This window comes from Flavisolibacter ginsengiterrae DSM 18136, assembly GCF_059568575.1.
Window position 1 is genome coordinate 13,668 of sequence record NZ_JCANTR010000001.1, and the last position, 26,513, is coordinate 40,180.

Consider the following 26,513-nt stretch of genomic DNA (forward strand, 5'->3'; position numbering starts at 1 on the left):
ATGGCAGATATTGCTAATAGTAAGCTTTTACAAGAAATTGAGGGCATCCAAGAGTTAAAGGATGCCCTTGTTGTTTTAGTCAAAACTGAATGGAACGCCACTATCATTGACGCATTGGAAACTGGTTGCAAAAAGACGTTGGAAGCTTATGGCATTCCTTCTAAAACCATTATTGTTCCCGGCGCTATTGAAATACCCTTTGCCATCAAACAATATGCTGGTTCAGGAACTCCTGCCGCAACAGCTTTTATAGCGCTTGGCTGCGTGATCAGGGGCGGAACACCTCATTTTGATTATGTATGCCAGTCCGTAACCGATGGCATTACCCAATTAAACCTTTCATTGGATGTACCGGTTATTTTTGGAGTATTGACAGTGGATAATGAACAGCAAGCTATGGAAAGGATAGGGGGTATTCATGGCCATAAGGGTGAGGAGGCTGCGATCACTGCGCTAAAAATGATGCTATTGAATAAGGAACTTAAGGAAGGAAATCAATAAGATGAATATCCAGCTTTTTATCCCCTGTTTTGTTGACCAGCTTTTTCCTGATACCGCTTTTAACATGATCCGGGTGTTGGAAAAAGCAGGTTGCCAGGTTAGTTATAATCCTTCACAAACCTGTTGCGGTCAACCTGCCTTCAATGCCGGGTTTTGGGATGATGCCCGCGAAGTATGCACCAAGTTCCTGCGCGATTTTGACCCCAATAAGATCATTGTAGCTCCAAGTGCCAGTTGCATTGGCTTTATACGGAATTACTACCCCAAATTGTTTGACAATTCATCCCTGCACAACGAAGTAAAAGCTATAGGTCAAAACAGTTATGAGTTGTCAGATTTCCTGGTCAATAAATTAGGCATTACAGATTTTGGCGCTTCACTCCCCGGGAAAGCAACTTATCATGATTCCTGTGCAGGACTCAGGGAATGCCGCATTAAAAATGAACCACGCCAATTGCTTTCGAATGTGAAAGGACTGGAAATGGTTGAGATGGAGGATGTAGAAACCTGTTGTGGTTTTGGAGGAACTTTCGCGGTAAAATTTGAAGGTATATCCATTGGGATGGCAGAGCAAAAAGTGGAACATGCTTTAGCTACCGGTGCCGAATACCTGGTTTCCACTGACCTTTCCTGCCTGATGCATTTGCAGGGCTATATTGACAATAAGAAACACCCGTTACAAACCATGCACCTGGCAGATGTGCTGGCCAGCGGTTGGTAATTAATCGCTCTTCTATTTTGTACAATAAATTATTTATTAAAAAGCCGCCGGTTCAACAACCGGCGGCTTTTATGCTATTTAAATTTCCTGATTACTACTGTGGCATCAGCACTGTGTCAATGACATGAATAACACCATTGCTTTGATTGACATCTGCTATGCTGATCTTTGCCTTATTTCCTTTTTCATCTTTTACCCATAACCCTTCATCATTTTGAATGATCCACAGTTTACCTCCCTGCACGGTTTTTAAAGTTGTCATTCCGCCGCCTTTTTTCACCCAACTCATTAACTCCTGGCTACTGAGTTTTCCCGGTACTACGTGGTAAGTAAGGATGGAAGTAAGTTGGGCTTTGTTTTCCGGCTTTACCAATGCATCAACAGTGCCAGCGGGCAATTTATCGAAAGCCGCATTGGTGGGTGCAAAGACCGTAAATGGACCTTTTCCCTGTAATGTTTCCACCAGACCGGCTGCTTTTACCGCGGCAACCAGGGTTGTATGGTCCTTTGAATTCACTGCATTTTCAATGATGTTCTTCGATGGATACATGGGTGAGCCGCCCACTTCAACAGTCATTTCTTTCATGGCCCTGTTGCCCTGGGCCATACTTTGCTGTGTTGTCATTACTGCAATAAATAATACAACAGCTGTAGAGATCTTCTTCATTTTGTTATGATTTCGTATTTGATAATAAATAAGTAACAGGAATAATTACGCTGGAAAAGAAAATCTGGATTTAGCAATTCAAAATATTTTATCCTTGCAACATAATTGCCTGTATAAGTAATTCCTGGACGGCATTTAACTTGTTCATTTTTATAAACACCATTATGGCTTATTGGTTAGTAAAATCAGAACCTTCCGCTTATAGCTGGGAGCAATTTCAAAAAGATGGGAAAACCTCCTGGGAAGGCGTACGCAATTATGCCGCCCGCAACCATTTAAGATCAATGAAGAAAGGAGATGAAGTGTTTTATTATCACAGCAATGAAGGACTTTCAATAGTGGGTATTGCGAAAGTGATAAAAGAAGCCTACCAGGACCCAACCACTTCTGAAGAAGCCTGGGTGACAGTGGACCTTAAGCCGGTTAAAAGTTTAAAGCACCCGGTGAGCATGAAACAAATAAAAAATGAAAAAAGATTACAGGATATGGCTTTATTGCGCATTAGCAGGCTATCCGTTCAGCCAGTGACAGATGCGGAATGGAAGGTAGTGCTGGAACTGTCACAGGCGGGATCATGATATGACCCTACAGAAGCCCCATCAAACAATAATGAAAAAAAGTAGCAATGTGAATTGCTACTTTTTTATTTCTAGATCCTTCCTGATGACTGCAATCTTCTTGCGATTGCCAATTCAAGATTGTCCGGGATAATACCCGCATCATCGTCTATCGATGCCAATCGTCCAAGGCTGGAATCCCAGGTAAAAATATGCTCATTGCCATTGTACTGTACTTTGTATCTTGTTTCTGTATTGAACTCGAAAGGACTTGCTGTTACAGAATAAGGTACTCCATCCAGTAATACTTCAAATCTTTGTTCTGCCATACGTATCGTTTCAATTATTCTAACAAAAAAAAGTCCAAACTATTCCTTGCCTTAGATGAGTTATCGCACTTTACCTTTGCCCCATAATTTTTCCCATGAAAAGATATGGTGTTATTGCTTTCGTATTTATTGCAGCCTGTACAACAACCAGGCAATCGGTCACATCAGTGCCTGCCCGTTCAATAGTAGCAGATGGAAAACTATTTACAAGCGTTTTCCAACAGAAGGCAGCTGAATATAAAGCCTTATGTTTCCAGGCTTATAATATGGCCAGGCTCCGGGTGGACCAGGCAACTCCCGGTAACAAACCAAAAGCGATTATTACGGATATTGACGAAACCGTTTTAGATAATAGCCCCTATGCTGTAAAGCAGGGATTGATGGGCAAAGAATATGAATCAGCATCATGGTATGAATGGACTTCTAAAGCCATAGCAGATACAGTGCCCGGTGCACCATCTTTTTTACAATATGCCGCCTCTAAAGGCATTACGATTTTTTATGTGACTAACAGGGACGAAAGAGAAAAAGCGTCGACACTCGTCAACCTGGCAAAATATCATTTACCCAACACAGACAATGAGCATTTGTTGATGCGGCAAACTGTTTCCAGTAAGGAAGAAAGAAGGCAAACAATTATGGCCAGGTATGATGTGCTGTTACTGGTAGGAGATAACCTGGCAGACTTCAGTAACCTGTTTGATAAAAAGCCTCAACAGGAAAGGGATAATAATACCCAACAAGCAGCAGCCCTGTTTGGTGACCGTTTTATCATTCTTCCCAATCCTAACTATGGTGACTGGGAACCTGCATTTTATAAGAAAAGTGGATTAAGTCTTGCACAAAAAGATTCAGTAATCCGGACTGAATTAAAATCCTATTGACAGTCTATTACCAATGATTGTTATGCAGAAGAAAAAATTAATTGTATTAACAGGTGCGGGCATCAGCGCGGAAAGTGGTTTGAAGACCTTCAGGGATTCTGATGGTTTATGGGAGGGCTATGATATTAATGAAGTGGCAACTGCCACGGCCTGGCGGAGAAACCCTGCATTGGTGCTGGAATTTTATAATGCAAGGCGCAGGAGTGTAAGAGATGCCAAACCCAATGCGGCACACTATGCATTGGCAGCATTGGAAAAAGACTTCAATGTTATAATCATAACACAGAATATTGACGACCTGCATGAACGGGCCGGATCTACATCCGTCATTCACCTGCATGGAGAAATTTTAAAAATGCGAAGTGAGAAAAATGAACATCTTATTTATCCTATTGTGGACGAAATAAAACCGGGAGATAAAGCCGAAGATGGTCATCAACTGAGGCCGCATATAGTATGGTTTGAAGAAGCAGTACCTATGATGGAGGTTGCTATGGAAATAGCTTCAACAGCAGACCTGTTTTTAATAGTGGGTACCTCGCTGGTGGTGTATCCTGCAGCAAGTCTTGTACATTATGTTCCCCTTGACATTCCCAAATTTATAGTGGATAAAAAACTTCCTGAAACCAACCAATTATATAACCTCACATCCATTGAAAAAGTAGCCAGCGAAGGCATGAAGGAAATTACGGCTTTGCTCCGCGATTATAAATAGTGCTATTATTCTATTGACTGAATCTCTTCTTTAAAGAATATTCCATGTTGATGTAATGCTTCCAAAACGGGAAGATAGATCTCCTTGTTAACTGGCATCAACAAGCCCTTTTGATCAATAGTGCCATCCACAATAAGTTTTGCAGCTATGCCTAATGAGAGGCCAACAGTTTTAGCCATTGCAGTATGGGCATCGTCTTCACCTGTCACTACCATTGAAGCCGTAGATTTAAATTTCTTGTTATCCACCGTATATTCTATTTCATGAAGCATGATGACCATGTCTTTATCTCCTGGCTGCAGGGCCAGTTTTTTCTCCAGGGCAAATTGCAATACATCCGCAGCACTGCACTGTCCTTTATTGATCAAGGTGGCATCATCATCCATTCCCAGATAAAATAGTTGTTTCAGCGTCAGGCTGGCATCATGCATTTTATCAGCCAGGGTTGCCGCTGCATTGATCTTCAGGTCATCTATATCTACCTGCTGCAGGTCGCCCTTCCCATCTACCATCATAAATTCATCCGGACTGTCAACTCCTTTATCTGCTGCTTTTTGTTCCAGTTCAACCAGGTTTACCAGTTCCGCCAGCAGGCCTTTGGTCATATCAAACTGGTCCCGGAGCTTATTTTCCAGCCATTCGCTGAACCCGTTCTTTTCCATGTGTTCCCTGAAAAACATGGAAAGGCTGCGTTGGTCAGTGTTGTACATTAGATTTTCTGAAGTAAGCTTTAAATCAATAATATTCTTCCATCCATAGATATAATCAGGATGCCTTAAGGTAGTGCGAATGAACGTGTCCGTTTCCTCTAATCCATAAGTGGAAATATAGCTTAAGGAATCACGGTTTGGATACCAGCACAGTGCTTCATTACCCGGCACGGTTACAAATCTTTTTTCAGCAAAAAGTTCTTCATAATTCAATTCAATGATCTCGCCATTTTGCTTATAGATGGCACCTGCTTTACCCGCCATCACTACATTCCTGGGATTCCAGCTTATTTTATAATGCCAGGGATTATTATCACTTTCCGGGGCCACCAATCCTCCACAATGCGAAATGAAGGAATTGATCTTTCCCTTCTTTTCATGGATATCGTCGATCATTTTTTTAGCGCTCATATGATCAATACCCGGATCAAGGCCCATTTCACATAAAAAAAGCAATCCTTTTTCTTCAATGCTGGTACGAAGACTGCGCATGGATTCATCTTCATAAGAAGCGGTCAACAGGTTTTTGGAAAAGGCTATACAATCTTTTGCCACAACTATATGAAGTGCGGGAGGCAATAAGGAAATGACAATATCAGCCGACCGTACCAGGGCCATTCTTTCAACATCGTTAGCTATGTCAACCGTTACGGCAGTACCAAAGGCTGAATCAGCTATCTTCTCCCGGCTCAAGTTGCGATTGACATCTGCCAGTGTCAGGTGCCAGTCTTCCTTCTCCGCATTCATTAACAAATAATCTATCAGGACGGTTGCTGATTTCCCTGCACCAAATAATAATACATTTTTCATACTGTATAACAAATGTAAGCCTGTAAACTATAGGAAGAAATCTTCAAATGAGCGTGACAGTAGTAGTGCCCATCATATCTGCTTTGGGATGGATCCTGGCTGGCTGGCATAAATATTCAGGATCTTATAACTCACTTTTACACCTTTGCGTGTAGGAGGAATACTTATCATTCGTGAACTTAACGGGTGTATGGATTCAACCTGGAAGTTTTTAGTGTCGACAAGGTCTCCATTCTTTTCCCTGTAACAGATCTCTATTTCCACCTGGTTTACAAAATGGCGGGAAGCATTGTTAATGGTCAGCTGGAGATCGCTGATGCCTCCAAAGAATCCTGTTTTATACTTATTGGCACTCAGGGATAATTTGTTTTTGATGTCCTGTGGTCTTGTAACCGAAGGGCGGGCTTTCCTTGTTTTAGCCTGGGGGGTTATCCATTCACGCACCAGCGCATTTTGAAACATTTTATCCGGTGCTTTATTTGTCGGGACGGGCGCAGTGGAAACTATTGAAACCTGTTCCATGGGAAAAGTGCGCTCGATCAATGCGTCAACAATTTTCTTTAACAGGATAGTACCGCAAACAAGCCCGATAAAAACAGCAGCTATGGTAAACGGATTGTTTTGCCTAAGGAACCTGATCAACCACAACAGACTGTTTTCTTCAAAATCCGTATATGGATCTTTTGGAAAAGCATTGCTTTTTTTGTGATCCATGGAAGATGAGTGTTTATCGTTGATTCCCGGAGAATTCCCGTTTGGAGAAAGAAAGTTGTCCTGAGCCATATTTTCTGTGGCGCATGTATTTGCATCCTGACATGGATAGGTTTCCGGCAGCGACTCAGAAAGCCAGTCTTGTAAAGCCTCAACTTCGAAAATAGAGTGCCAGGTTGTTCCATCCTGGTCATCCTGCAACTGGTCCGAAGACTGGAGCCCCATGGACTTCAATTCTTCCATGGAATAAGGGCCAGACACCCTGCTATTTCGCAGCAACAGAAACTTCGCCATAGATTGATCATTTTGGCACGAATACATCACTGAAAATTCTATGCCCACACTGCCATAACACGTTGCGGGAAGCCCAAACAGGGAATATGTATACAATCTTAAGAAGATGGTGGTAATATGTCCTTAAAATACCTCAGCTCATCAGGTTCTTAGGGCTAAAAACGGTACATTTGCTGACCTTAAAAATTGCACATAACAAGTCCCAAGAATGGAAGAAAATATTCAACCGCAACAAACAAATGATTTCAACCGTATCATTCCCGTAAACATCGAAGAGCAAATGAAAACCGCCTACATTGACTATTCCATGTCAGTGATCGTGGGGCGGGCCTTGCCTGATGTAAGGGATGGGTTGAAACCCGTACACCGCCGTATCCTTTTTGCCATGAATGAGCTGGGAATGGCTCATAATCGTGCCCACAAGAAATCAGCCCGTATTGTGGGTGAGGTGTTGGGTAAGTACCACCCTCACGGCGACTCCTCCGTTTATGATGCCATGGTACGTATGGCACAGGAATGGAGCATGCGATATACCCTTGTTGATGGCCAGGGTAACTTTGGAAGCCAGGATGGTGATGGTCCCGCGGCCATGCGATATACAGAGGTAAGAATGCAGCGTATGGCTGAAGCCATGTTGCAGGATATCGATAAGGAAACAGTAGACTTCCAGTTCAACTTTGATGATTCACTGGAAGAACCCACCGTTCTTCCAACCCGCATTCCACAATTATTGCTGAATGGTTCCAGCGGTATCGCTGTTGGTATGGCAACGAACATGATGCCTCACAACCTGAGCGAGGTCATTGATGGTTGTGTTACCTTTATTGACAACCGCGAGATCACTATTGATGAATTGATGCAATATGTGAAAGCCCCGGATTTTCCAACGGGTGGTACCATTTATGGAATGGAGGGCATCAAGGCTGGTTTCCATTTCGGTAGGGGAAGAGTGGTATTAAGAGGAAAATTGCATATAGATACAAAGCCAAGTGGCCGGGAGCAGATCATTATTACGGAAGTACCATACCAGGTAAACCGTGATGCACTTTGCGACCGCATTGGCCAGTTAGTCAATGAAAAGATCATTGAAGGTGTTGCGCATATCAACAATGAATCGAATAACAAAGAAGGAACCCGTATCGTGGTTGACCTGAAAAGGGATGCCGTGGCCAACCTGGTGGTGAACCAGTTATTCAAGTTCACTGAATTGCAAACCAGCTATGGTATTAACAACGTTGCCATTGTAAAGGGTCGCCCGCGCCTGCTGAACCTTAAGGAAATGATCAGCGAGTTCATTGAATTTCGCCACGAGGTTGTAGTGCGCCGTACTAAATACGAATTAAGAGAAGCCGAAAAAAGAGCACATATTTTACAGGGTTACCTGATTGCACTCGATCACCTTGACGAGGTCATTGCTTTGATCCGTGCCTCCGCTACGCCAGATGTAGCTAAGGAAAACCTGATTAATGCAGGATGGGGACTTGATGAGATACAGGCCAAGGCTATCCTTGAATTGCGTTTACAACGTTTGACAGGCATGGAAAGGGATAAGATCAAACAGGAATATGATGACCTGATGAAACTGATCACACACCTGAAGGAGATCCTGGCAAATGAAGGAATGCGTTTTGACATTATTAAAACAGAGCTTAAAGAAGTAAAAGATAAATTCGGCGATGCCCGCAAAACAGACATCACCTTCCTTGACAATGAGATGAGCATTAAAGATCTTATCAAGGAAGAAGATGTGGTCATCACAATTTCTCATTTGGGATATATCAAACGTACTTCGGCCACTGAGTTCAGATCACAGAGAAGAGGTGGCAGGGGAGCTGTTGGTGGTAAGACCAGGGAAGAAGATTATATAGAGCACCTGTTTGTAGCGTCCACCCACCATACCATGATCTTCTTTACTGAAAAAGGAAGATGTTACTGGTTGAATGTATACCAGATCCCGGAAGGAGAAAAGAACAGCAAGGGCAGGGCCATTCAGAATTTATTGCAAATAGCCCCTGATGACAAGATCAGGGCTATCATAGATATTGCAGACCTGCAGGATGTGGACTTTGTCAACAACCATTATATTGTTCTTTGCACCAAGAAAGGGGTGATCAAGAAAACCGCACTGGCAGATTTCAGCCGTCCAAGGCAGACTGGTGTCAATGCCATCACCATTGTGGAAGGCGACCAATTACTGGAAGCCAAACTAACCGATGGTAATTGTGAGATCATGCTGGCCGTTGCTTCTGGTCGTGCCATTCGTTTCCCTGAAACAAAGGTTCGTCCAACAGGCAGGGGAGCTATAGGTGTTGCGGGTATCGAGGTGGATGATGCATCGGATGAAGTAGTTGGTATGATTTGTGTAAATCCAAGCACGCCTGACAGGACAGTAATGGTGGTGAGTGAAAAAGGATTTGGCAAAAGATCACCTGTGGAAGAATACCGCATCACCAACCGTGGTGGTAAAGGTGTAAAAACCATCAGTGTTACAGATAAGACAGGCAGGCTGGTAGGGATCGTTGACGTGAGTGAAAAAGAAGACATGATGATCACTTGTAAAAGCGGTGTAACGATCAGGATGAAAGTCTCCGATATCAGGGAACAGGGACGCGCCACACAGGGTGTGAAACTGATCCGGATAAATGAAGGAGATGAGATAGCAGCCATTACAAAGGTTGACGAACAGGAAGAAGTGGAAGCAGTTGTTGAGGAAAATGAAGCCATTACGGAAATAACCTCAACTGATGAAACAACCAATTCCGGGGAAAATCCATCTGAAGAAGAGAATCCCGTTCAATCATAAATATTAAAAACAAGAAACAATGCGAAAACTGTTATTATCAGTATTGCTTGCTTCATCCATCGGCAGTGTATTTGCACAAAAGCTGGATGATGTCCAGGAAAAGATCAGCAAGGGAAAATATGACGAAGCAAAAGAAAAGATTGACAAGGTATTAGCGGACCCCAAGAACCAGACAAATGCCAATGCCTGGTACTACAAGGGCAAAGTGTATGCTGAACTGGCCCGCCAGGACAGCGCCGGTACCCTGACCTATGATGCTAAAAAAGAAGCTTATGAAGCTTTCAAAAAGTACCAGGAACTGGAGCCTAAGAATACCATGATGGTCCTTGACCAGAATGTTGGTTTATTCAGCCTGTACGACCTCTATTATAATAAAGGCGTGAAAAGCTATAACAGCAAGGATTATGTGACAGCGTACGACCAGATGAAAAATGCGCTAGACATTGAAACATACATAGCCAAAAAAGGGTATTCCTATAATGGGTTTTCCTTCCCGGCGCTTGATACACAACTGGTGAACCTGACAGCATCTTCTGCCTACCTGGCAAAAAAAGAAGATGAAGCCGTTCCTTATTTTGAACAACTGGCAAATGCTAAGATCAAGGACAAGGAATACAAGGAAGTATATGGTTTGCTGGCAGAATATTATGCCAAGAAGAACGATGCTGCCAAGGCAGATAAATACCTGGCTCTAGGTCGTGAGTTATTTCCGGATGAGGGATATTGGACAGCACTGGAATATGGTAACATACCTTCCACCGATACTACGAAAAGGCTGACCCGCTATGAGCAAATGCTACAGAAGTATCCCAACAACTTCCCACTGGCACTGGATTATGCAACGGAACTTTTCAACTATACCTATACGTATGATAAGAAACCCGCAGACTATAGTGCCCGCCAGCAAAAGCTGCAATCGGCATTGGAAAAAGCTATCAGTCTCCAATCATCAGCCTTCGCCAACTACATCATGGCACAGCATATTTACAACCAGATCTACGATCTTGATGATGCATTGAGAGCTGTACGTGGAACTACCCCGGCAGACAAGGCAAAGAAGGCTGACCTGATAGCCAAAACGGATAAGAAGTACGATGAGTTTTATACCTACGCTCAAAAAGCATTTGACCTGTACACGCAGGATAATGCCCATACAAAAGCACAGGATAAAGCCAACTACCGCAAGATCATTAACCAGTTGATCGATTATCATCAAAGGAAAAAACAGGCAGATAAAGTAACCTTCTACCAGGAGAAATTGAAGACCTTATAATATTCAGTTATTCACTTTATGTAAGCAAAGCCTCCAGTCGGAGGCTTTGCTTTTTTATTGATCAAATTAATTTATTCCTCTTCCTATGTAATTGTTCAGGTTTTATTTAGTTTCAATACAGCTAAGTAAGCTTGTATATGAACCAGGTAAAAAAGTTTGATCTTATTGACCGGGAAAGAATTTTGAATAAGCTTGCTGATGTATCTATCCTTTGGGATGTTTTGGTTATTGGCGGCGGAGCCACAGGGCTTGGTGCTGCCCTGGATGCTGTAGCCAGGGGATACAATACTTTATTGGTGGAACAATCTGACTTTGCCAAAGGTACTTCCAGCCGGAGCACCAAGCTGGTTCATGGCGGTGTACGATACCTGGCCCAGGGAAATTTTAGTTTGGTAAGGGAAGCCACTATTGAGCGGGGGCGCTTGTACAGGAATGCACCACACCTGGTAAGAAATTTAAGCTTTATCATTCCTGTATATAATTATTGGGACAAGATCAAGTACACCTTAGGACTAAAGTTCTATGACTGGATTTCCGGCTTTCTCTCTCTCGGACCCTCTGTTTTTGTTTCCCGGAAAAAGACCATAGAATACCTGCCTGGAATAAAACAGGAAGGATTGTTAGGAGGAGTATTATACCATGATGGACAATTTGATGATTCAAGGCTTGCCATCAACCTGATGCAAACCATTATAGAAAATGGCGGATCGGCCATGAATTATGCAAGGGTGGAAGGTCTTCTTAAAGATAAGAATGGAAGGTTAGATGGAGTTTTGGTAAGAGATACTGAAACAGGCAAAAGCTACCGGGTAAAGTCAAAAGCAGTGATAAATGCCACTGGCGTTTTTGTTGATGACATCCTTCAAATGGACGATCCTCAAAGCTCCAAAATCATATGTGTAAGCCAGGGCGTTCATCTTGTATTGGACAGATCTTTTTATCCATCAGCACATGCTTTAATGATCCCTGAAACCAGCGACGGCCGGGTACTGTTTGCCGTACCCTGGCATGGAAAAGTTGTAGTTGGAACCACCGATACTCCGGTAGAAGAAGTCAACCTTGAACCGCAGGCATTGGAAAAAGAGATCAATTTTATACTGGAGACCGCTGCCGGATATTTCATTAAGAAACCTGAACGAAGCGATGTACTCAGTGTATTTGCAGGTTTGCGACCTTTAGCCGCCCCAATAGGCAATCAGAAAAAAACAAAAGAGATTTCAAGGAGTCATAAGATTATAGTATCACCATCAGGACTGTTTACAATAATCGGCGGGAAGTGGACCACCTATCGCAAAATGGGTGAGGAGTTGATAGATCATATTGAAAAAGAGTTGATGTGGAAACATCGGAAATCACTTACCTCAGTGATGCACATTCATGGATACACAGAGGTAACGAATTGGAATGATCCATTGTATTTCTATGGAAGTGAAGCACAGGTAATGTATCAACAAATGGATGGGAACCCGGTACATTGGCTAAGTGAAAAACTACAGATCCATGAAATGCAGGTGCGTTGGGCGGTATTACACGAGATGGCAAGAACAGTTGAAGATGTATTGGCCCGGAGAACACGGGCCCTGTTGCTGGACGTGCGGGAAAGTATTCGCATAGCACCGGCTGTGGCCAGGATCATAGCGAATCTATTGTATAAGGATGAAAATTGGATCCATGAGCAGGTCACAAGCTATACAGATCTCGCGAATCGCTATATGTTGAAAGAAAATAATTGCAATGCAGTATAATAATATAATACCAGCAATGAAACTTACAGGATATGGTATGGCCGCAGCCTTGCTGGCTTTATCCTGTTCTGCTTCAAGGCATGCTTCAAATAGTAAAACTTCAATAGCTTTTCCAGCCTTCGATAAAGAAGCACACCGAGGGGGCAGGGGATTGATGCCTGAGAATACCATTCCTGCCATGCTCAATGCAATTGACCTGGATGTGACCACACTGGAAATGGATACGCATATTACCAAAGACAATAAGGTAGTGGTATCTCACGATCCTTATTTCAATGAAAACATAACCACAACACCAGAAGGAAGAACATTGACCAAGGCAGAAGCAGTAGAAAGATTATTGTATAGCATGTCCTACGATAGCATCCGGAAATATGATGTGGGTATAAAGCCGTTTGCTGCTTTTCCCAGGCAAAAGAAAATGGAAGTGCACAAGCCATTGTTGTCAGACCTCCTCGATGAGACAGAGAAGTATAGTGATGAAAAGGGTAAGGCCATGTTCTATAATATCGAGATCAAGTCTAAGCCGGAAAATGATGGGATAAAACATCCACCGGTAGAATCATTTGTTGACCTGGTCATGCAGGTGATCTTGCAAAAAGGGACAGAAGCAAGGACAGTCATTCAATCCTTTGATCCCAGGGCTTTACAGGTGATGCACCGCAAATACCCTTCCGTTGCCACTTCTTTATTGATTGAAGATTATGATAAACGTACACTGGAAGAACAGTTACAGCAATTGGGCTTTACCCCATTTGTATATAGCCCACATTTCTCATTGGTCACTCCGCAACTGGTGCAGGAATGTCGTTCCAAGCATATGAAACTGGTGCCATGGACGATCAATAGCCTGGAGCAAATACAACTGTTAAAAAACATGGGTGTAGACGGAATTATAACTGATTACCCCGACCTGTTTCAGCAATTAAAATAATTCATGCTAATAATTGTTTTTACATTTTCATGTTTCCGGAAATCAAGGTATTGAATTCAATATGTTGAAATAAGAACGTACTATTATAAATTTATAAGCAAGGCCATGTCGAAATTCATCTTATCATTTGACCAGGGAACTACCAGTTCAAGAGCCATCGTATTTAACAAACAGGGAGAAGTAGTGTCTGTTGCACAAAAAGAGTTCACCCAGTTTTTCCCTGAGCCGGGTTGGGTGGAGCATGATGCCAACGAGATCTGGTATACACAATTAGGTGTAGCAGCTGAAGCGGTGGTGAAAGCCGGACTCTCTACGCAGGATATCGCCGCTATTGGCATTACCAACCAACGGGAAACAACGGTAGTTTGGGACCGTGCCTCACATCAGCCAATACATAAAGCCATCGTATGGCAGGACAGGAGAACGGCATCTTATTGCGATGAGCTGAAAAGGCAGGGCCATGCAGAAGATATTCAAAAAAGAACAGGCCTGATCCCGGATGCATATTTTTCTGCCACAAAGGTCAAGTGGATACTGGATAATGTGGAAGGTGCAAGAGCAAAAGCAAACAGGGGAGAACTCTGTTTTGGTACTGTAGACGCATGGTTATTATTCAAGCTTACAAATGGAAAAGTACATGCAACGGATGTTACCAATGCATCCCGTACCATGTTGTATAATATCAATTCACTGCAGTGGGATGAAGAGATGCTGAAACTCTTTGATATTCCTGCTGCCATTCTTCCCGAGGTACGCTCCAGCAGTGAGATCTACGGTTATACTGACCAGGTACTAACGGGTACCAACATTCGCATTAGTGGCATAGCAGGCGATCAGCAGGCAGCCTTGTTTGGACAAATGTGCACGCAGGCCGGTATGGTGAAAAACACTTATGGCACCGGTTGTTTCATGTTAATGAATACAGGTACACAGCCCATCTTATCCAAAAATAACCTGCTTACTACCATAGCCTGGAAAATAGGAGACACAACCACCTATGCATTGGAAGGAGGAGTATTCATTGCCGGTGCAGTGGTGCAATGGTTGCGTGATGGTCTCGGAATTATCAAAACATCCGCTGAAGTGGAAAAACTGGCCGCTTCCGTTGAAGACAATGGAGGCGTTTATTTTGTGCCTTCATTTGCCGGCCTGGGTGCTCCTTACTGGAACCAGCATGCGCGGGGTACGATGATGGGCATTACACGAGGTACAACAGCTGCACATATTGCCCGTGCCTCCATAGAAAGCATTGCCTTTCAAACCATGGATGTGCTCCAGGCAATGAATGCCGATGCGGCTATTCCTATCAGGCAGATACGGGTAGATGGCGGGGCTACAGTGAATGACCTGTTGATGCAGTTTCAAAGCGATATGCTGGGCTGCTCCGTGGTTCGTCCAAAGATCACGGAGACCACGGCAGCAGGTGCCGCGTACCTGGCCGGCCTTGCCATCGGGCTTTGGGAAGACCTTTCGGAAATAGAACAGTACTGGAAGGAAGAAAAAACTTTTGAGCCAGCCATTGAAACAGGCAAGCGTCAAAAACAAATTCTGAAATGGCACACCGCCGTAAAGGCAGCACAGGTCTGGGGCGAACTGGAACAATAATCAACAAACATTCGTATGTCTATATTTATATCTGAACTCATTGGAACTGCACTGCTCATTATTTTAGGTAATGGAGTGGTAGCGAACGTAGTACTTAACAAGACCAAAGGGAATAATGGCGGCTGGATCGTGATAACATTTGGCTGGGCCATAGCAGTATTTGTAGGTGTTTTTGTTGCCGCTAAAACAAGTGGCGCCCATTTGAATCCTGCCATCACTTTGGCATTTGCTTACCTGGGTAAGATCAATATTGATAAAATTCCTCTTTACCTGGGAGGTCAATTTGCAGGTGCCATGTCAGGAGCTTTTATCGTATGGCTTACCTACCAGTTACACTTTAATGCAACGGAAGACAAGGCATCAAAGCTGGCATGCTTTGCAACCATACCGGCCATCAGGAATACTACACATAATTTGATCAGCGAGATCGTTGGAACATTCATCCTGGTGATCAGTGTACTGTATATGGCTTCGCCTGACAATAGCCTTGGTGCTTTAGATGCATTGCCTGTAGCGCTATTGGTATTGGGAATAGGGTTGAGCCTGGGCGGAACAACCGGTTATGCCATCAATCCAGCCAGGGATCTCGGTCCGCGCATCATGCATGCCATTTTGCCTATGAAAAATAAAGGAACAAGTGATTGGGGCTATAGCTGGATTCCCATTGTTGGTCCCATCATAGGAGCTTTCCTGGGAGCTGTTGTTTTTCATGTGATCAGTAAGCTTTGATTTCTATAATCTAAGGATGACTATAAATTAGTGCCGTAATTTGCTTCAATGATTATTATAATCGCTCTGATCATACTTGTATTAGCAATTTGGGGATTTAGTCCACGCAAAACAATCCAATATTATAAGATTGCTAAAAACAGTATTGAGATTGATGACAGAAAGGATGCTAATAGAAAGTTTGCCCTCAATCTTGTTGTCTCCATAACCTTGCTTACAATTATTGTTGCTATTGGCCTTTACCTATGTGCGATAATCTTAATGATGGCATCAGGGGTTCAATGTTAAATTAGAGTCCTCACCGATAGGTGTATAATCCAGCCATAAGTGGGAAGGTGGTAGGGCTGCCATTGTCTCCCATTTTCTCTGAATGATGAAGCTGTGCTGAAAAACACAGATTAATCAATGAGTGAAGAAGCCTCTTATTTCTTTCGAACAGTATCAATTTTTTTGGGCAAATCTTGGGAATGTTTGTTTTGGTTTGATAATTGGGTATCTTTTGGCTCTGTGGCTACACGGATAATAAAGCCAAGCAAAGCAGCAAGCACTATTTTTACAATATCATAGATAATTGTTTTCTTACTTGGGGCACTTCCGGCCTTTTCTTTTTGCTTTTTAGCCTGCAATAAATTAAACCATATTTCTCCCGCAGTGGTAATTCGGGCACCAATAGCATTAGCGTAACCTCTGTTTTGTAGATTCACCAATATGGCATGGGTTCCAGCTCCTAAAACGGCTTCTAATCTTTCTTCCGCATCCTCTCTTGTTCTATTCTTTATTAATATTTCTAAAATAAGTAAATCTTGTTCTTCTTCAGGTGTCATAGCAATCAAGATACTAAAGGAGCGGGCATAAAAAAAGCGGCAATGCCGCTTTGAATTGTTTAAATCAAAAATTGATTGGGAGTTAGTTGGATACAAATCAAATATTATTGCTTTAGCAACTATAGGTATTACGGCAGGATGGTTGTTAGCCGAATACCTTTTTTAATATATAACCAATTGTAGCTGTAAGTAAAATAATCCAAAGCCAATTTCTTTTTGGCCATTCTTTCCAATGCTCTTTTGTGTAAGAAGTAGTAGCTGCAAATGATCTTCCCTTATCATTGAAGTAAACGGCAAAATATCCATCTTCTTCTTCAATTCTGCAAACATTGCCAAAGAAGCCATCATTATCAAGTTTAGATAACACTGAATCGAAAGTTTGTTTATCCATTTTTAACGCCTCTTGTATAGGCTTACATTTTTGTATAGCGTCTGGCATTGAATCAAAATAGAAAAGAACTTTATCTAGTTTCTTAGGAGAAACTTTCATAACAATGTTTTGGTTAAGCAATGAATTTACTAATCATAGCACGATTCAGGGAAGCATAGCCAAAAAAATAAAAAAACGGGAAGTCTCTGTGTGGTACGCCTATTTAACATAAAATCAAGTTATCGGTGTAGCGTGCGTGCGCCAATTATAAGGATTTTTTGAACACGCAAAAGAGCGGATTTATAGGTTCAAAAAATCCTTTTAATTGGCGCACGCCATCACGCAATAATACTTTAGTTCTCGTAAGCGAAAACGATAACTCTATATTATGTTATTTGCGTTTGGTTTTGTGTGGAAGGCAGCTTAAAAAATTATTTCATAACGGCGGAGCATCAACCCGATAGGGTTGAATAATCACTCCAAAGGAGTGAAGGAGTTTAGGGGCTTTTGCTTCCCACCGCAAAAGCGCAGCCCCGGCTTAAAAATATTTAGTAAACCACAAAAGAAGTAAACCGCCCGCTACGGTTACGAATAATCCAATGAGTATAGCGGTAATTATCTTTTGCGCTTTAGTTGGCGGTTTTGTTACATTTAAAAGATTGATGCGGGATTTGTAATACATATCCCCAATGTCAGTAATAGCCCACAATGCCGAATCTAAATACTTGACATAATTTTTCTTCTCTAAAGCAGTTACAATTTCTAAAATTTCTTCACGGGGGCTATTATCAAACTTTTCTTCAAGCTGATAAATATTTAATACTTCACCGTGTTCATAGAAATATTGCAATACCGATTCTTCGTTAGCGAACATAATGCAATGAATATACATATCGTAGCACGATTCAGGGAAGCATAGCGAAATATTTTTTTATAGCATAGCCATTGTGCCGTAGGGCGCATTTAACATAATATAAATTATAGGCAAATATAGATACATGAAATTATAAGGGTCGTTTATGCCGCCTTCGAATTTAAACGATTTTCGAGAACACAGTTTGGAACAAATTTGTAGTGTGTCGAAAATCGTTTAAATTCGAAGGCGGCTTGCCTATAATTAGTCGTTATGCTAAACAGGCGCACAAAAAGCCAAAGCTGCCCATCCACACAATGAACCTAATAAACGAGTTAGACAATGCCCTGTTATCTGCAACCTATGATTTAAGATTTTTTTCGCCTCAAATAGATAAGCCAACCGAACAAGTATTAGCAGAATACACCAAACTATATTACAAGTGCTTTTATGAGTTTATAGAATCGGCTAAAAAAATCTTAGCTGAATACATTGCAAAAAACCCAAGTAAAGTAGATTTCGCCTTAGATGACTATAATAATTGCTTGAGAAACCTTATTGATTTGTACCGTCCAAAAGGTATTGATGTAGTTTAGGCAGGTCAATACGAAATCTACAATCAACGCTCACCCCTTTATTGTCTAATCGTTTTGCCGTGTCTGCAAGTGTAGATACCTCATTGCAATATTCATCTAAACGATTAGCAACAGGCTTAGTTAGTTCATCAAACTTTACAAGCCATGCTTCTTGCTCGCACTCCTGCGACACGGGTTTTCGTTTTGAGATAACATACGAAAACCTGCTAACCTGTATAAAATAACGCTTAATTATAGGCAAAAAGTAAAACCAGAAAACACAGGCGTAGCCTGGATCTCAAAGAATTTCCAAAATCAAACAAACATGATTGGTTTGATGATTACCCTAATCAGACTTGATATTTTCCAACCTGGAAGAATTGACAAGATCTGCAGAAGCTACGGGCAGATCAATTATGAATTTGGCACCTACGCCAATATTGCTGGCCGCAGAAATTTGACCATTATGTCTTTCCACGATCTTTTTACAAATGGATAAACCAACACCACTGCCTTCAAATTCGTGGTAACTGTGCAGACGCTTAAAAACCGTAAAAATATCCTCGGCGAATTTCGGGTCAAAACCAATTCCATTATCCTGGATGACAATGCGGCCAAAATCCATTTCCTGGCCATTTAACGATATATGGGGCTCTGAATAAATATGAATGACCGGCGGCAATTCCTTTTTCCGGAACTTGAGAGAATTACTGACTAGGTTTTGAAACAATTGACGCATCTGGCTGGAAATTCCCCATATCTCTGGCAAATGATCGATTTTCACCTGGGCCTCATTGCGCTCAATATCCACCTCCATATCATTTAAAACCTCGGATATCAATTGCTCCAGGTTAATTGAGGAGAAATCCTCGCTATTGGAACTATTCCTCGAAAACCGCAACAGGTCATTGATCAACAATTGCATACGCTCAGATGCCTTAACGATCTTGGCCAGGTTCCTGTCCATTTCCTGGTCAATCACATTATGGTACTTTGTCTGAATCTTATCGCTGAATACCAATATCTTACGCAATGGCTCCTGTAGATCATGTGAAGCTACATAGGCAAACCGGTCAAGTTCTTCGATCGTATTCTTCAGTTGCTGGTTATTTAGAACCAGTTGCTGGTTGAGCAATTTTACTTTTTCCTCCGAAACCCTGCGTTCTTCGATCTCTTTTTCCAGTTTTTTGTTTGCCGCTACCAGGTTTTGTTCATGATTGATCAGTTGATGCGTTTTCTGGTATAACTCCACGAACACACTCACTTTATAACGGAGCAGCTCAGGGTTTATGGGTTTGTATATGAAATCCACACCACCCATTTTATAACCTTCATACATCCTTTCCTCGCCCTGGTTGTGGGCGGTAATGAAAATGATGGGAATGTGCCGCAGTTTTTCCCTTTCGTATATGAGGGAGGCTGTTTCAAAACCATTCATATCCGGCATCTGCACATCCATCAGTATCAGGGTAAAATCCTGCTGCGTCAGTAGGATCTTCAGGGCAGCCCTGCCTGAAGTGGCTTTAACCACAGTATAATCTTCCTGCTCCAGTATGGTTTCTATTGACAACAAGTTGTCCTCCCTGTCATCAACAGCCAGTATCTTCACAGGCCGCTTATATTCTGTCTCTTCAGATCTCTGTATTTCCATTAAGCCCTCCGTTAATATGAATTGCCGGTTTTATTAATTAAAGTCATACCTTATTTATAGAGCCAAACCCTCATCAGGGAAAGCAACTGGTCTATTTTCACAGGCTTGGTGATATAGTCCGATGCACCTGCTTCGATACATTTCTCCCTGTCACCCTTCATAGCCTTTGCAGTTACTGCAATAATCGGGAGATTGTTATTTTTATGTTCCCTGCGGATCTTCTGGGTGGTCTCATAACCATCCATTTCCGGCATCATGATGTCCATCAGAACCATATCCACGGATGGATTCTCCATTAATATGTTGATCGCTTCCTGCCCGCTTTCAGCAGTTATTGTATTGATATTGTAACGTTCAAAAGCTGTAGTCAGCGCAAACAGGTTTCTTACGTCGTCATCAACTACAAGAATTGTCTTATTGGTGAGGACATCTTCTTTAGATCGAAGGTTCTCAATGATCATTTGCTTCTCCGGCAACATATCCTTATGGTCGATATGCATATGCAGGATGGCTTCTTCCAGCAAGAGTTCCATGGAATTGAAATCTTTTAACAGTATCCTGTTGGCATACTGTTTCAATTGCGTTTTTTCTTTCGGTGAAAAGTCTTTTGCCGAATAGATCAACACAGGCGTCATCTGGAATCGCTTGATATTATTGATCTCTTTTACAAAATCAAGACCATTGATATCAGGAAGCATATAGTCTACAATGATGCAATCGTACAGGTTGTTTGCTATCAGGTCAATACCTTGTTTTCCCGTATCCGCAATGGTAATATCTATCAGTTCGCCATTGTCCATGATCTTCGCGATCTGTGAAGAATCCATATGGTTGTCCTCCACAATCAACAGGCGCCGGGGTTTGTGCAACTGGTACTGTACTATGTCCTTAAACAGGATATCCAGGTCTTCGTTTTTCAGTGGTTTCAGGTTAAAACTCCTGGCACCTCGTTGCATGGCCAGTAACCGGTTTTCTTCTCCTGAAATCAAATGAACCGGTATATGCCTGAAATTGATGTCATTTTTAAACAGGTCCAACACCCTCCAGCCACTGGCATCCGGTAGTTTTACATCAAGGGTAACCGCAATTGGATTGTATTTATTGGTTAGCTCGAATACTTCTCCAAAACTGCCGGCCACAACCACCTTCAATTGCATTTCATGAGCCTTATCAATCATGATCTTGGCAAAACGCAGATCATCTTCCACAACCAGTACTGCCCGGTCATTTCCAAAAATATTATTACGATCATCACCGGTTTCGTTGATGATCTCGTTCAGACCCTCCAGGTCTTTTGCCTCCACCTTAATGGTAGGAACAGACTGTAGTGCCATGTCCTCGGAAGTTTCAGCCAATTTATACTCACTGATGGTTAAACTGGATTGTTTTTCCTTCTTAATAATAGAGGGATTATAGCTGATCGGCAGGAATAAGGTGAATGTACTTCCCGTTCCTGATTCACTTTCCAATTCTATAGAACCTCCCAAAAGGTCGGCTAGTCCACGGCTGATGGATAATCCAAGGCCTGTTCCGCCATATTTCCGGCTGGTAGAACCCTCTGCCTGCTGGAAAGCTTCAAATATGATGTTCTGTTTATCTTTTGAAATTCCTATTCCGCTGTCTTTGATCTCGAAGGCCACCACGCGGCGGGCATTGTCAAGACTGGCATTTCCAGGCTTCCAGTTCTTTTTGGCATCATAGATCCTTAATTGAACACCTCCTTTTTCCGTAAACTTAAAGGCATTGGATAAGAGGTTTTTGAGGATCTGGTTGAGCCTTTGAACGTCAGTTTCCATAGCATCCGGAAGCTGGTTGTCTACCTCGATACCAAATTTCAGGTTCTTGCTTTCCGAAACGTGCTTGAACGTGGTTTCCACAAATGAAGTGATCTCGTTGAACCGGACATTGATAAAGTCTGTTGAAATATAGCCGGATTCGATCTTAGAAAGATCCAGGATATCATTGATCAGCTGGATTAAGTCATCACCGCAACTATGGATGGTCTTGGCATATCGAACCTGTTTTTCAGACAGGTTTCCTTCCCTGTTCTCGTATAATTGTTGCGCCAGGATCAGCAATGAGTTCAGCGGCGTCCGCAACTCATGCGACATGTTGGCAAGGAATTCAGATTTATATTTAGATGTAAGCTGAAGCTGCTCTGCCTTCTCTTCCAATGACTTACGAGCTTCTTCCACCTCCTTGTTCTTGGCTTCCACCTCTTCTTTCTGTTTCACCAACAAATGTGCTTTATCCTGCAATTCTTCGTTGGTCCTTCTCAGCTCTTCCGTCAATGATTGTGATTGCTCCAGCAATTCCTCTGTCCTTGAGTTGGCTTCGATGGTATTTAAAACGATACCAATAGACTCTGTCAACTGTCCAAGGAAGTCAAGGTGCGTTTCGCTGAACTCATCAAATGAAGCCAGTTCAATGACCGCCTTGATCTGGGTTTCAAACAAAACGGGTAACACGATCACGCTCGCTGGTGAAGATTCACCTAAACCAGAACTGATCCTTATATAATCTTTGGGAACATTATTCAGCAGTATCCTCTCTTTTTGAACTGCCACCTGTCCCACCAGGCCCTGGCCTAAAGAAAATTCTTTATTAATACTTAACTCATCATTAAAGGCATAAGCTGAGAAAAGCTTTAATTTCTTGTTTTGCTCATTTTCATCCTGCTCCAGGATATAGAACATACCCTGCTGGGCATTTACAACCTGCGCCAACTCGGAAAGGATCCGGCGGGTCACCGTATTCAGGTCTTTCTGACCCTGTAACATTTGGGTAAATTTCGCCAGGTTGGACTTTAACCAGTCCTGTTCCTGGTTCAATAATGTTGTTTCCTTCAGGTTAGCGATCATCTGGTTGATGGTATCTTTCAGCTCTTCCACCTCTCCTTTTGCTTCCACGCGGATCATCCTGGTAAGGTCTCCCTTGGTCACAGCTGAGGCAACTTCAGAAATCGCACGTACCTGAGTAGTAAGGTTTTCTGCAAGTTGATTCACATTTTCCGTTAGGTTCTTCCAGATACCGGATGCACCTGGCACGGATGCCTGTCCACCCAGCCTTCCTTCCACTCCCACTTCACGTGCCACTGTAGTTACCTGGTCAGCAAACACCGCCAGCGTATCGATCATCTCGTTGATAGTCTCTGTTAATTGAGCCACCTCTCCTCTCGATACAATCGATAGTTTTTGTTTCAAATTACCGGTCGCCACAGCGGTAACCACCTTGGCAATTCCCCGCACCTGGTTGGTCAGGTTGGAGGCCATCATGTTCACTGAGTCGGTAAGATCTTTCCAGGTTCCGGCCACACCCTGTACCTCTGCCTGTCCTCCTAGCTTTCCTTCCGTTCCCACTTCTCTCGCCACACGCGTTACCTCGAAGGCGAATGAGTTCAACTGGTCCACCATGGTATTGATGGTATTTTTTAAATCAAGGATCTCGCCTTTTACGTCAATCGTTACTTTTTTAGAAAGGTCACCAGAAGCCACCGCCTTGGTCACCTCGGCAATGTTACGTACCTGGAGTGTCAGGTTACCCGTCATCTGGTTTACCGAGTCGGTAAGGTCTTTCCAGGTTCCTGCTACACCCGGCACAAAGGCCTGGCCTCCCAGTTTACCTTCAGAACCTACCTCACGGGCCACCCTGGTTACCTCCGATGCGAAGGCACGCAGCTGGTCAACCATCGTATTCAGGGTTTCCTTCAGCTGCAGTATCTCTCCACGCACGTCCACCGTGATCTTTTTACTCATATCTCCATTGGCTACCGCAATTGCCACATCGGCGATATTACGCACCTGAGCTGTCAGGTTACCGGCCATACCATTCACCGAATCAGTAAGGTCTTTCCAGGTTCCACCTACTCCAGGCACATTGGCCTGTCCTCCCAGCTTTCCTTCCGTTCCTACTTCTCTTGCCACACGCGTTACCTCGGAGGCAAAGGCGCGGAGCTGTTCCACCATGGTATTGATGGTATTCTTTAATTCAAGGATCTCTCCTTTTACATCCACTTCAATTTTGCGCGACAGGTCACCGTTAGCCACAGCCGTAGTAACCTCCGCGATATTACGCACCTGGCCTGTAAGGTTAGAGGCCATTTTATTCACTGAGTCTGTCAAATCTTTCCAGAGTCCTTCCACACCCGGCACATCCGCCTGTCCTCCCAGCATTCCTTCAGATCCCACCTCACGGGCCACACGTGTTACCTCTGAACCAAATGAGTTCAGCTGGTCCACCATCGTGTTGATGGTATTTTTCAACTCCAGGATCTCTCCTTTTACGTCCACCGTGATCTTACGGGAAAGGTCACCCTTGGCCACCGCCGTTGTTACTTCTGCGATGTTACGCACTTGGGCCGTCAGGTTAGAGGCCATCTGATTCACCGATTCGGTAAGATCTTTCCAGGTACCGCCCACACCCTGCACTTTGGCTTGTCCGCCAAGTTTTCCTTCTGTACCAACCTCGAGGGCCACACGGGTCACCTCGGAGGCAAATGAGTTCAACTGGTCCACCATCGTATTGATGGTCTTTTTTAATTCGAGGATCTCACCAGCCACATCCACCGTGATCTTTTTAGAAAGGTCACCATTAGCCACAGCCGTAGTTACCTCGGCGATATTACGTACCTGCGCCGTAAGGTTAGAGGCCATCTGATTTACAGAATCGGTAAGGTCTTTCCAGGTACCACCCACACCCTGCACCTTGGCTTGTCCGCCAAGTTTTCCTTCTGTACCAACCTCAAGGGCCACACGGGTCACCTCTGAGGCGAAAGAGTTTAGCTGGTCCACCATCCTATTGATCACATCCTTGATCTGGAGGATCTCACCTTTTACATCCACGGTGATCTTCTGGGTAAGGTCACCATTCGCAATAGCTGTAGCCACCTTAGAAACGTCACGAAGCTGCACCGTTAGATTACCGGCCAGCTGGTTCACGTTATCTGTAAGATCTTTCCAAACACCACCTACACCTTTTACAGTTGCCTGGCCACCCAGCTTTCCTTCGGATCCCACCTCGCGTGCCACACGGGTCACCTCTGCGGAGAAGGAGTTCAGCTGGTCCACCATCGTATTGATCGTATTCTTTAGTTCAAGTATCTCTCCTTTTACGTCCACCGTGATCTTACGGGAAAGGTCACCTCGTGCCACCGCTGTTGTTACTTCGGCAATGTTACGCACCTGGCCTGTAAGGTTGGAGGCCATCTGGTTCACCGAGTCGGTCAGATCCTTCCAGGTACCAGCCACACCCGGCACTTCCGCCTGGCCACCAAGCTTTCCTTCGGTTCCCACTTCACGGGCCACCCTCGTTACCTCCGAAGAGAAAGAGTTTAGCTGGTCCACCATGGTATTGATCGTATTCTTCAACTCAAGGATCTCTCCCTGCACGTCCACCGTGATCTTTTTACTCAGGTCACCTTTCGCTACCGCCGTTGTTACCTCGGCAATGTTTCGCACCTGTGCTGTAAGATTACCTGCCATCTGGTTCACCGAATCGGTAAGATCCTTCCACACACCTGCCACGCCTTTTACCTTCGCCTGGCCACCCAACTTACCTTCAGAGCCTACCTCCCTGGCCACACGGGTCACCTCCATGGAGAAAAGATTCAATTGTTTCACCATGTCATTCACCTCTGAAGCAATACGGGCAAATTCACCCTGCAACAGGTGGTCACCAATTTTCAATGGCATTTCCTGGGATAGATTTCCCTTGGCCACCGAAGAAATAACGTGGGCTATCTCAATGGTTGGATGCACAAGATCTGAGATCAGGCTATTGATGGAATCAACAGCCGTACTCCACGAACCACCGGCAAGTCTTGGCAATTCCACCCTATGATTCAATTTACCCTGCTTGCCAATGATCTTACGGGCCTGGTTTAATTCCTGGACCAATATTTCATTGAGGGCTATAATATCATTTAAAGTATCATAAATTTTCCCGGTTACACCTATCTGGTCGTTGGGCACCCTGATGGCAAAGTTTCCGTTCTTAACTTGTGACAAAACAGCCAGCAACTGACGCTGGTCGATCATACCATCAAATTCCGAAGGAATGATTTTAGGAACTTTGGCTGCGCGGGAGCCATTTGATGTTTTTTCTTTTGGTGTTACCTCTTCTAATATAACGGGGACTGGTGCAGATGTTACACCATTGGTTTTCGATTTTCTGGTACCCATAGTTAAGTGGTGAAATTAGATTCAAACCTAATAAAAAATTAGTACACTAATTGTTTCGTTATAAATAATTTAC

Annotated in this window: 21 protein-coding genes; 12 read left to right on the forward strand and 9 right to left on the reverse strand. The window is 43.3% G+C overall.

The window, feature by feature from the left end; translation table 11 throughout:
* Together ribH and BP74_RS00070 are read left to right on the forward strand one after the other, a co-directional pair.
* Nucleotides 1-501, forward strand: a complete 501-nt coding sequence (gene ribH / locus BP74_RS00065; RefSeq protein WP_496369785.1) for a 6,7-dimethyl-8-ribityllumazine synthase — start codon at nucleotides 1-3, stop codon at nucleotides 499-501.
* Nucleotide 502: 1 nt separating this feature from the next.
* Nucleotides 503-1,222 (forward strand): (Fe-S)-binding protein, encoded by a 720-nt coding sequence (locus BP74_RS00070; protein ID WP_496369787.1) that lies wholly within the window; start codon nucleotides 503-505, stop codon nucleotides 1,220-1,222.
* Between the two features lie 94 nt (nucleotides 1,223-1,316).
* On the opposite strand, the gene BP74_RS00075 is transcribed toward BP74_RS00070, so the two are convergent.
* Nucleotides 1,317-1,889, reverse strand: a complete 573-nt coding sequence (locus BP74_RS00075) for a fasciclin domain-containing protein (protein ID WP_496369789.1) — start codon at nucleotides 1,887-1,889, stop codon at nucleotides 1,317-1,319.
* A gap of 164 nt (nucleotides 1,890-2,053) precedes the next feature.
* On the opposite strand from BP74_RS00075, the gene BP74_RS00080 reads away from it, so the two are divergent.
* A complete protein-coding gene (locus BP74_RS00080) occupies nucleotides 2,054-2,467 on the forward strand; it encodes an EVE domain-containing protein (protein ID WP_496369791.1) in 414 nt (137 codons plus the stop codon).
* 71 nt (nucleotides 2,468-2,538) lie between these two features.
* Here BP74_RS00080 and BP74_RS00085 read toward each other — a convergent pair whose 3' ends face one another.
* On the reverse strand, nucleotides 2,539-2,775 hold the full coding sequence (locus BP74_RS00085) for a hypothetical protein (RefSeq protein WP_496369793.1): 237 nt from the start codon (nucleotides 2,773-2,775) through the stop codon (nucleotides 2,539-2,541).
* 95 nt (nucleotides 2,776-2,870) lie between these two features.
* On the opposite strand from BP74_RS00085, the gene BP74_RS00090 reads away from it, so the two are divergent.
* Nucleotides 2,871-3,659 (forward strand): 5'-nucleotidase, lipoprotein e(P4) family, encoded by a 789-nt coding sequence (locus tag BP74_RS00090; RefSeq protein WP_496369795.1) that lies wholly within the window; start codon nucleotides 2,871-2,873, stop codon nucleotides 3,657-3,659.
* Between the two features lie 22 nt (nucleotides 3,660-3,681).
* The gene (locus BP74_RS00095; RefSeq protein ID WP_496369797.1) at nucleotides 3,682-4,374 is read left to right on the forward strand and encodes an SIR2 family NAD-dependent protein deacylase; all 693 of its coding nucleotides are present in this window, start codon (nucleotides 3,682-3,684) and stop codon (nucleotides 4,372-4,374) included.
* 5 nt (nucleotides 4,375-4,379) lie between these two features.
* On the opposite strand, the gene BP74_RS00100 is transcribed toward BP74_RS00095, so the two are convergent.
* Together BP74_RS00100 and BP74_RS00105 are read right to left on the reverse strand one after the other, a co-directional pair.
* Nucleotides 4,380-5,894, reverse strand: a complete 1,515-nt coding sequence (locus tag BP74_RS00100) for a saccharopine dehydrogenase C-terminal domain-containing protein (RefSeq protein WP_496369799.1) — start codon at nucleotides 5,892-5,894, stop codon at nucleotides 4,380-4,382.
* A gap of 72 nt (nucleotides 5,895-5,966) precedes the next feature.
* Complete coding sequence (locus BP74_RS00105) at nucleotides 5,967-6,899, reverse strand: hypothetical protein (protein ID WP_496369801.1); 933 nt, start codon at nucleotides 6,897-6,899, stop codon at nucleotides 5,967-5,969.
* Between the two features lie 208 nt (nucleotides 6,900-7,107).
* On the opposite strand from BP74_RS00105, the gene gyrA reads away from it, so the two are divergent.
* From gyrA to BP74_RS00135, 6 genes are all read left to right on the forward strand, one after another.
* The gene (gene gyrA, locus BP74_RS00110; RefSeq protein WP_496369802.1) at nucleotides 7,108-9,702 is read left to right on the forward strand and encodes a DNA gyrase subunit A; all 2,595 of its coding nucleotides are present in this window, start codon (nucleotides 7,108-7,110) and stop codon (nucleotides 9,700-9,702) included.
* A 19-nt stretch (nucleotides 9,703-9,721) separates the two neighbouring features.
* Nucleotides 9,722-10,975 carry a hypothetical protein gene (locus BP74_RS00115; RefSeq protein WP_496369804.1) on the forward strand — a complete coding sequence of 418 codons (1,254 nt, stop codon included), beginning with the start codon at nucleotides 9,722-9,724 and terminating at the stop codon, nucleotides 10,973-10,975.
* A gap of 137 nt (nucleotides 10,976-11,112) precedes the next feature.
* The gene (locus BP74_RS00120; RefSeq protein WP_496369806.1) at nucleotides 11,113-12,720 is read left to right on the forward strand and encodes a glycerol-3-phosphate dehydrogenase/oxidase; all 1,608 of its coding nucleotides are present in this window, start codon (nucleotides 11,113-11,115) and stop codon (nucleotides 12,718-12,720) included.
* Between the two features lie 16 nt (nucleotides 12,721-12,736).
* Nucleotides 12,737-13,654, forward strand: a complete 918-nt coding sequence (locus BP74_RS00125) for a glycerophosphodiester phosphodiesterase family protein (RefSeq protein ID WP_496369807.1) — start codon at nucleotides 12,737-12,739, stop codon at nucleotides 13,652-13,654.
* 105 nt (nucleotides 13,655-13,759) lie between these two features.
* The gene (gene glpK, locus BP74_RS00130) at nucleotides 13,760-15,259 is read left to right on the forward strand and encodes a glycerol kinase GlpK (RefSeq protein WP_496369808.1); all 1,500 of its coding nucleotides are present in this window, start codon (nucleotides 13,760-13,762) and stop codon (nucleotides 15,257-15,259) included.
* Between the two features lie 15 nt (nucleotides 15,260-15,274).
* Entirely contained in the window at nucleotides 15,275-15,988 is a 714-nt protein-coding gene (locus tag BP74_RS00135) for an MIP/aquaporin family protein (RefSeq protein ID WP_496369809.1), read from the forward strand.
* 422 nt (nucleotides 15,989-16,410) lie between these two features.
* Here the strand turns inward: BP74_RS00135 and BP74_RS00140 are convergent, their stop codons facing one another.
* The 3 genes from BP74_RS00140 to BP74_RS00150 form a co-directional block, all read right to left on the reverse strand.
* Nucleotides 16,411-16,812, reverse strand: a complete 402-nt coding sequence (locus tag BP74_RS00140; RefSeq protein WP_496369810.1) for a hypothetical protein — start codon at nucleotides 16,810-16,812, stop codon at nucleotides 16,411-16,413.
* 145 nt (nucleotides 16,813-16,957) lie between these two features.
* The gene (locus BP74_RS00145) at nucleotides 16,958-17,302 is read right to left on the reverse strand and encodes a hypothetical protein (RefSeq protein ID WP_496369811.1); all 345 of its coding nucleotides are present in this window, start codon (nucleotides 17,300-17,302) and stop codon (nucleotides 16,958-16,960) included.
* 418 nt (nucleotides 17,303-17,720) lie between these two features.
* Nucleotides 17,721-18,056, reverse strand: a complete 336-nt coding sequence (locus tag BP74_RS00150) for a hypothetical protein (protein ID WP_496369812.1) — start codon at nucleotides 18,054-18,056, stop codon at nucleotides 17,721-17,723.
* A 233-nt stretch (nucleotides 18,057-18,289) separates the two neighbouring features.
* On the opposite strand from BP74_RS00150, the gene BP74_RS00155 reads away from it, so the two are divergent.
* The gene (locus tag BP74_RS00155; RefSeq protein ID WP_496369813.1) at nucleotides 18,290-18,631 is read left to right on the forward strand and encodes a hypothetical protein; all 342 of its coding nucleotides are present in this window, start codon (nucleotides 18,290-18,292) and stop codon (nucleotides 18,629-18,631) included.
* Between the two features lie 325 nt (nucleotides 18,632-18,956).
* On the opposite strand, the gene BP74_RS00160 is transcribed toward BP74_RS00155, so the two are convergent.
* Together BP74_RS00160 and BP74_RS00165 are read right to left on the reverse strand one after the other, a co-directional pair.
* Entirely contained in the window at nucleotides 18,957-20,261 is a 1,305-nt protein-coding gene (locus tag BP74_RS00160) for a sensor histidine kinase (protein ID WP_496369815.1), read from the reverse strand.
* A gap of 50 nt (nucleotides 20,262-20,311) precedes the next feature.
* Nucleotides 20,312-26,440: a HAMP domain-containing protein gene (locus BP74_RS00165; RefSeq protein WP_496369817.1), complete on the reverse strand. Its 6,129-nt coding sequence runs from the start codon at nucleotides 26,438-26,440 to the stop codon at nucleotides 20,312-20,314.
* Nucleotides 26,441-26,513: the final 73 nt, after the last annotated feature.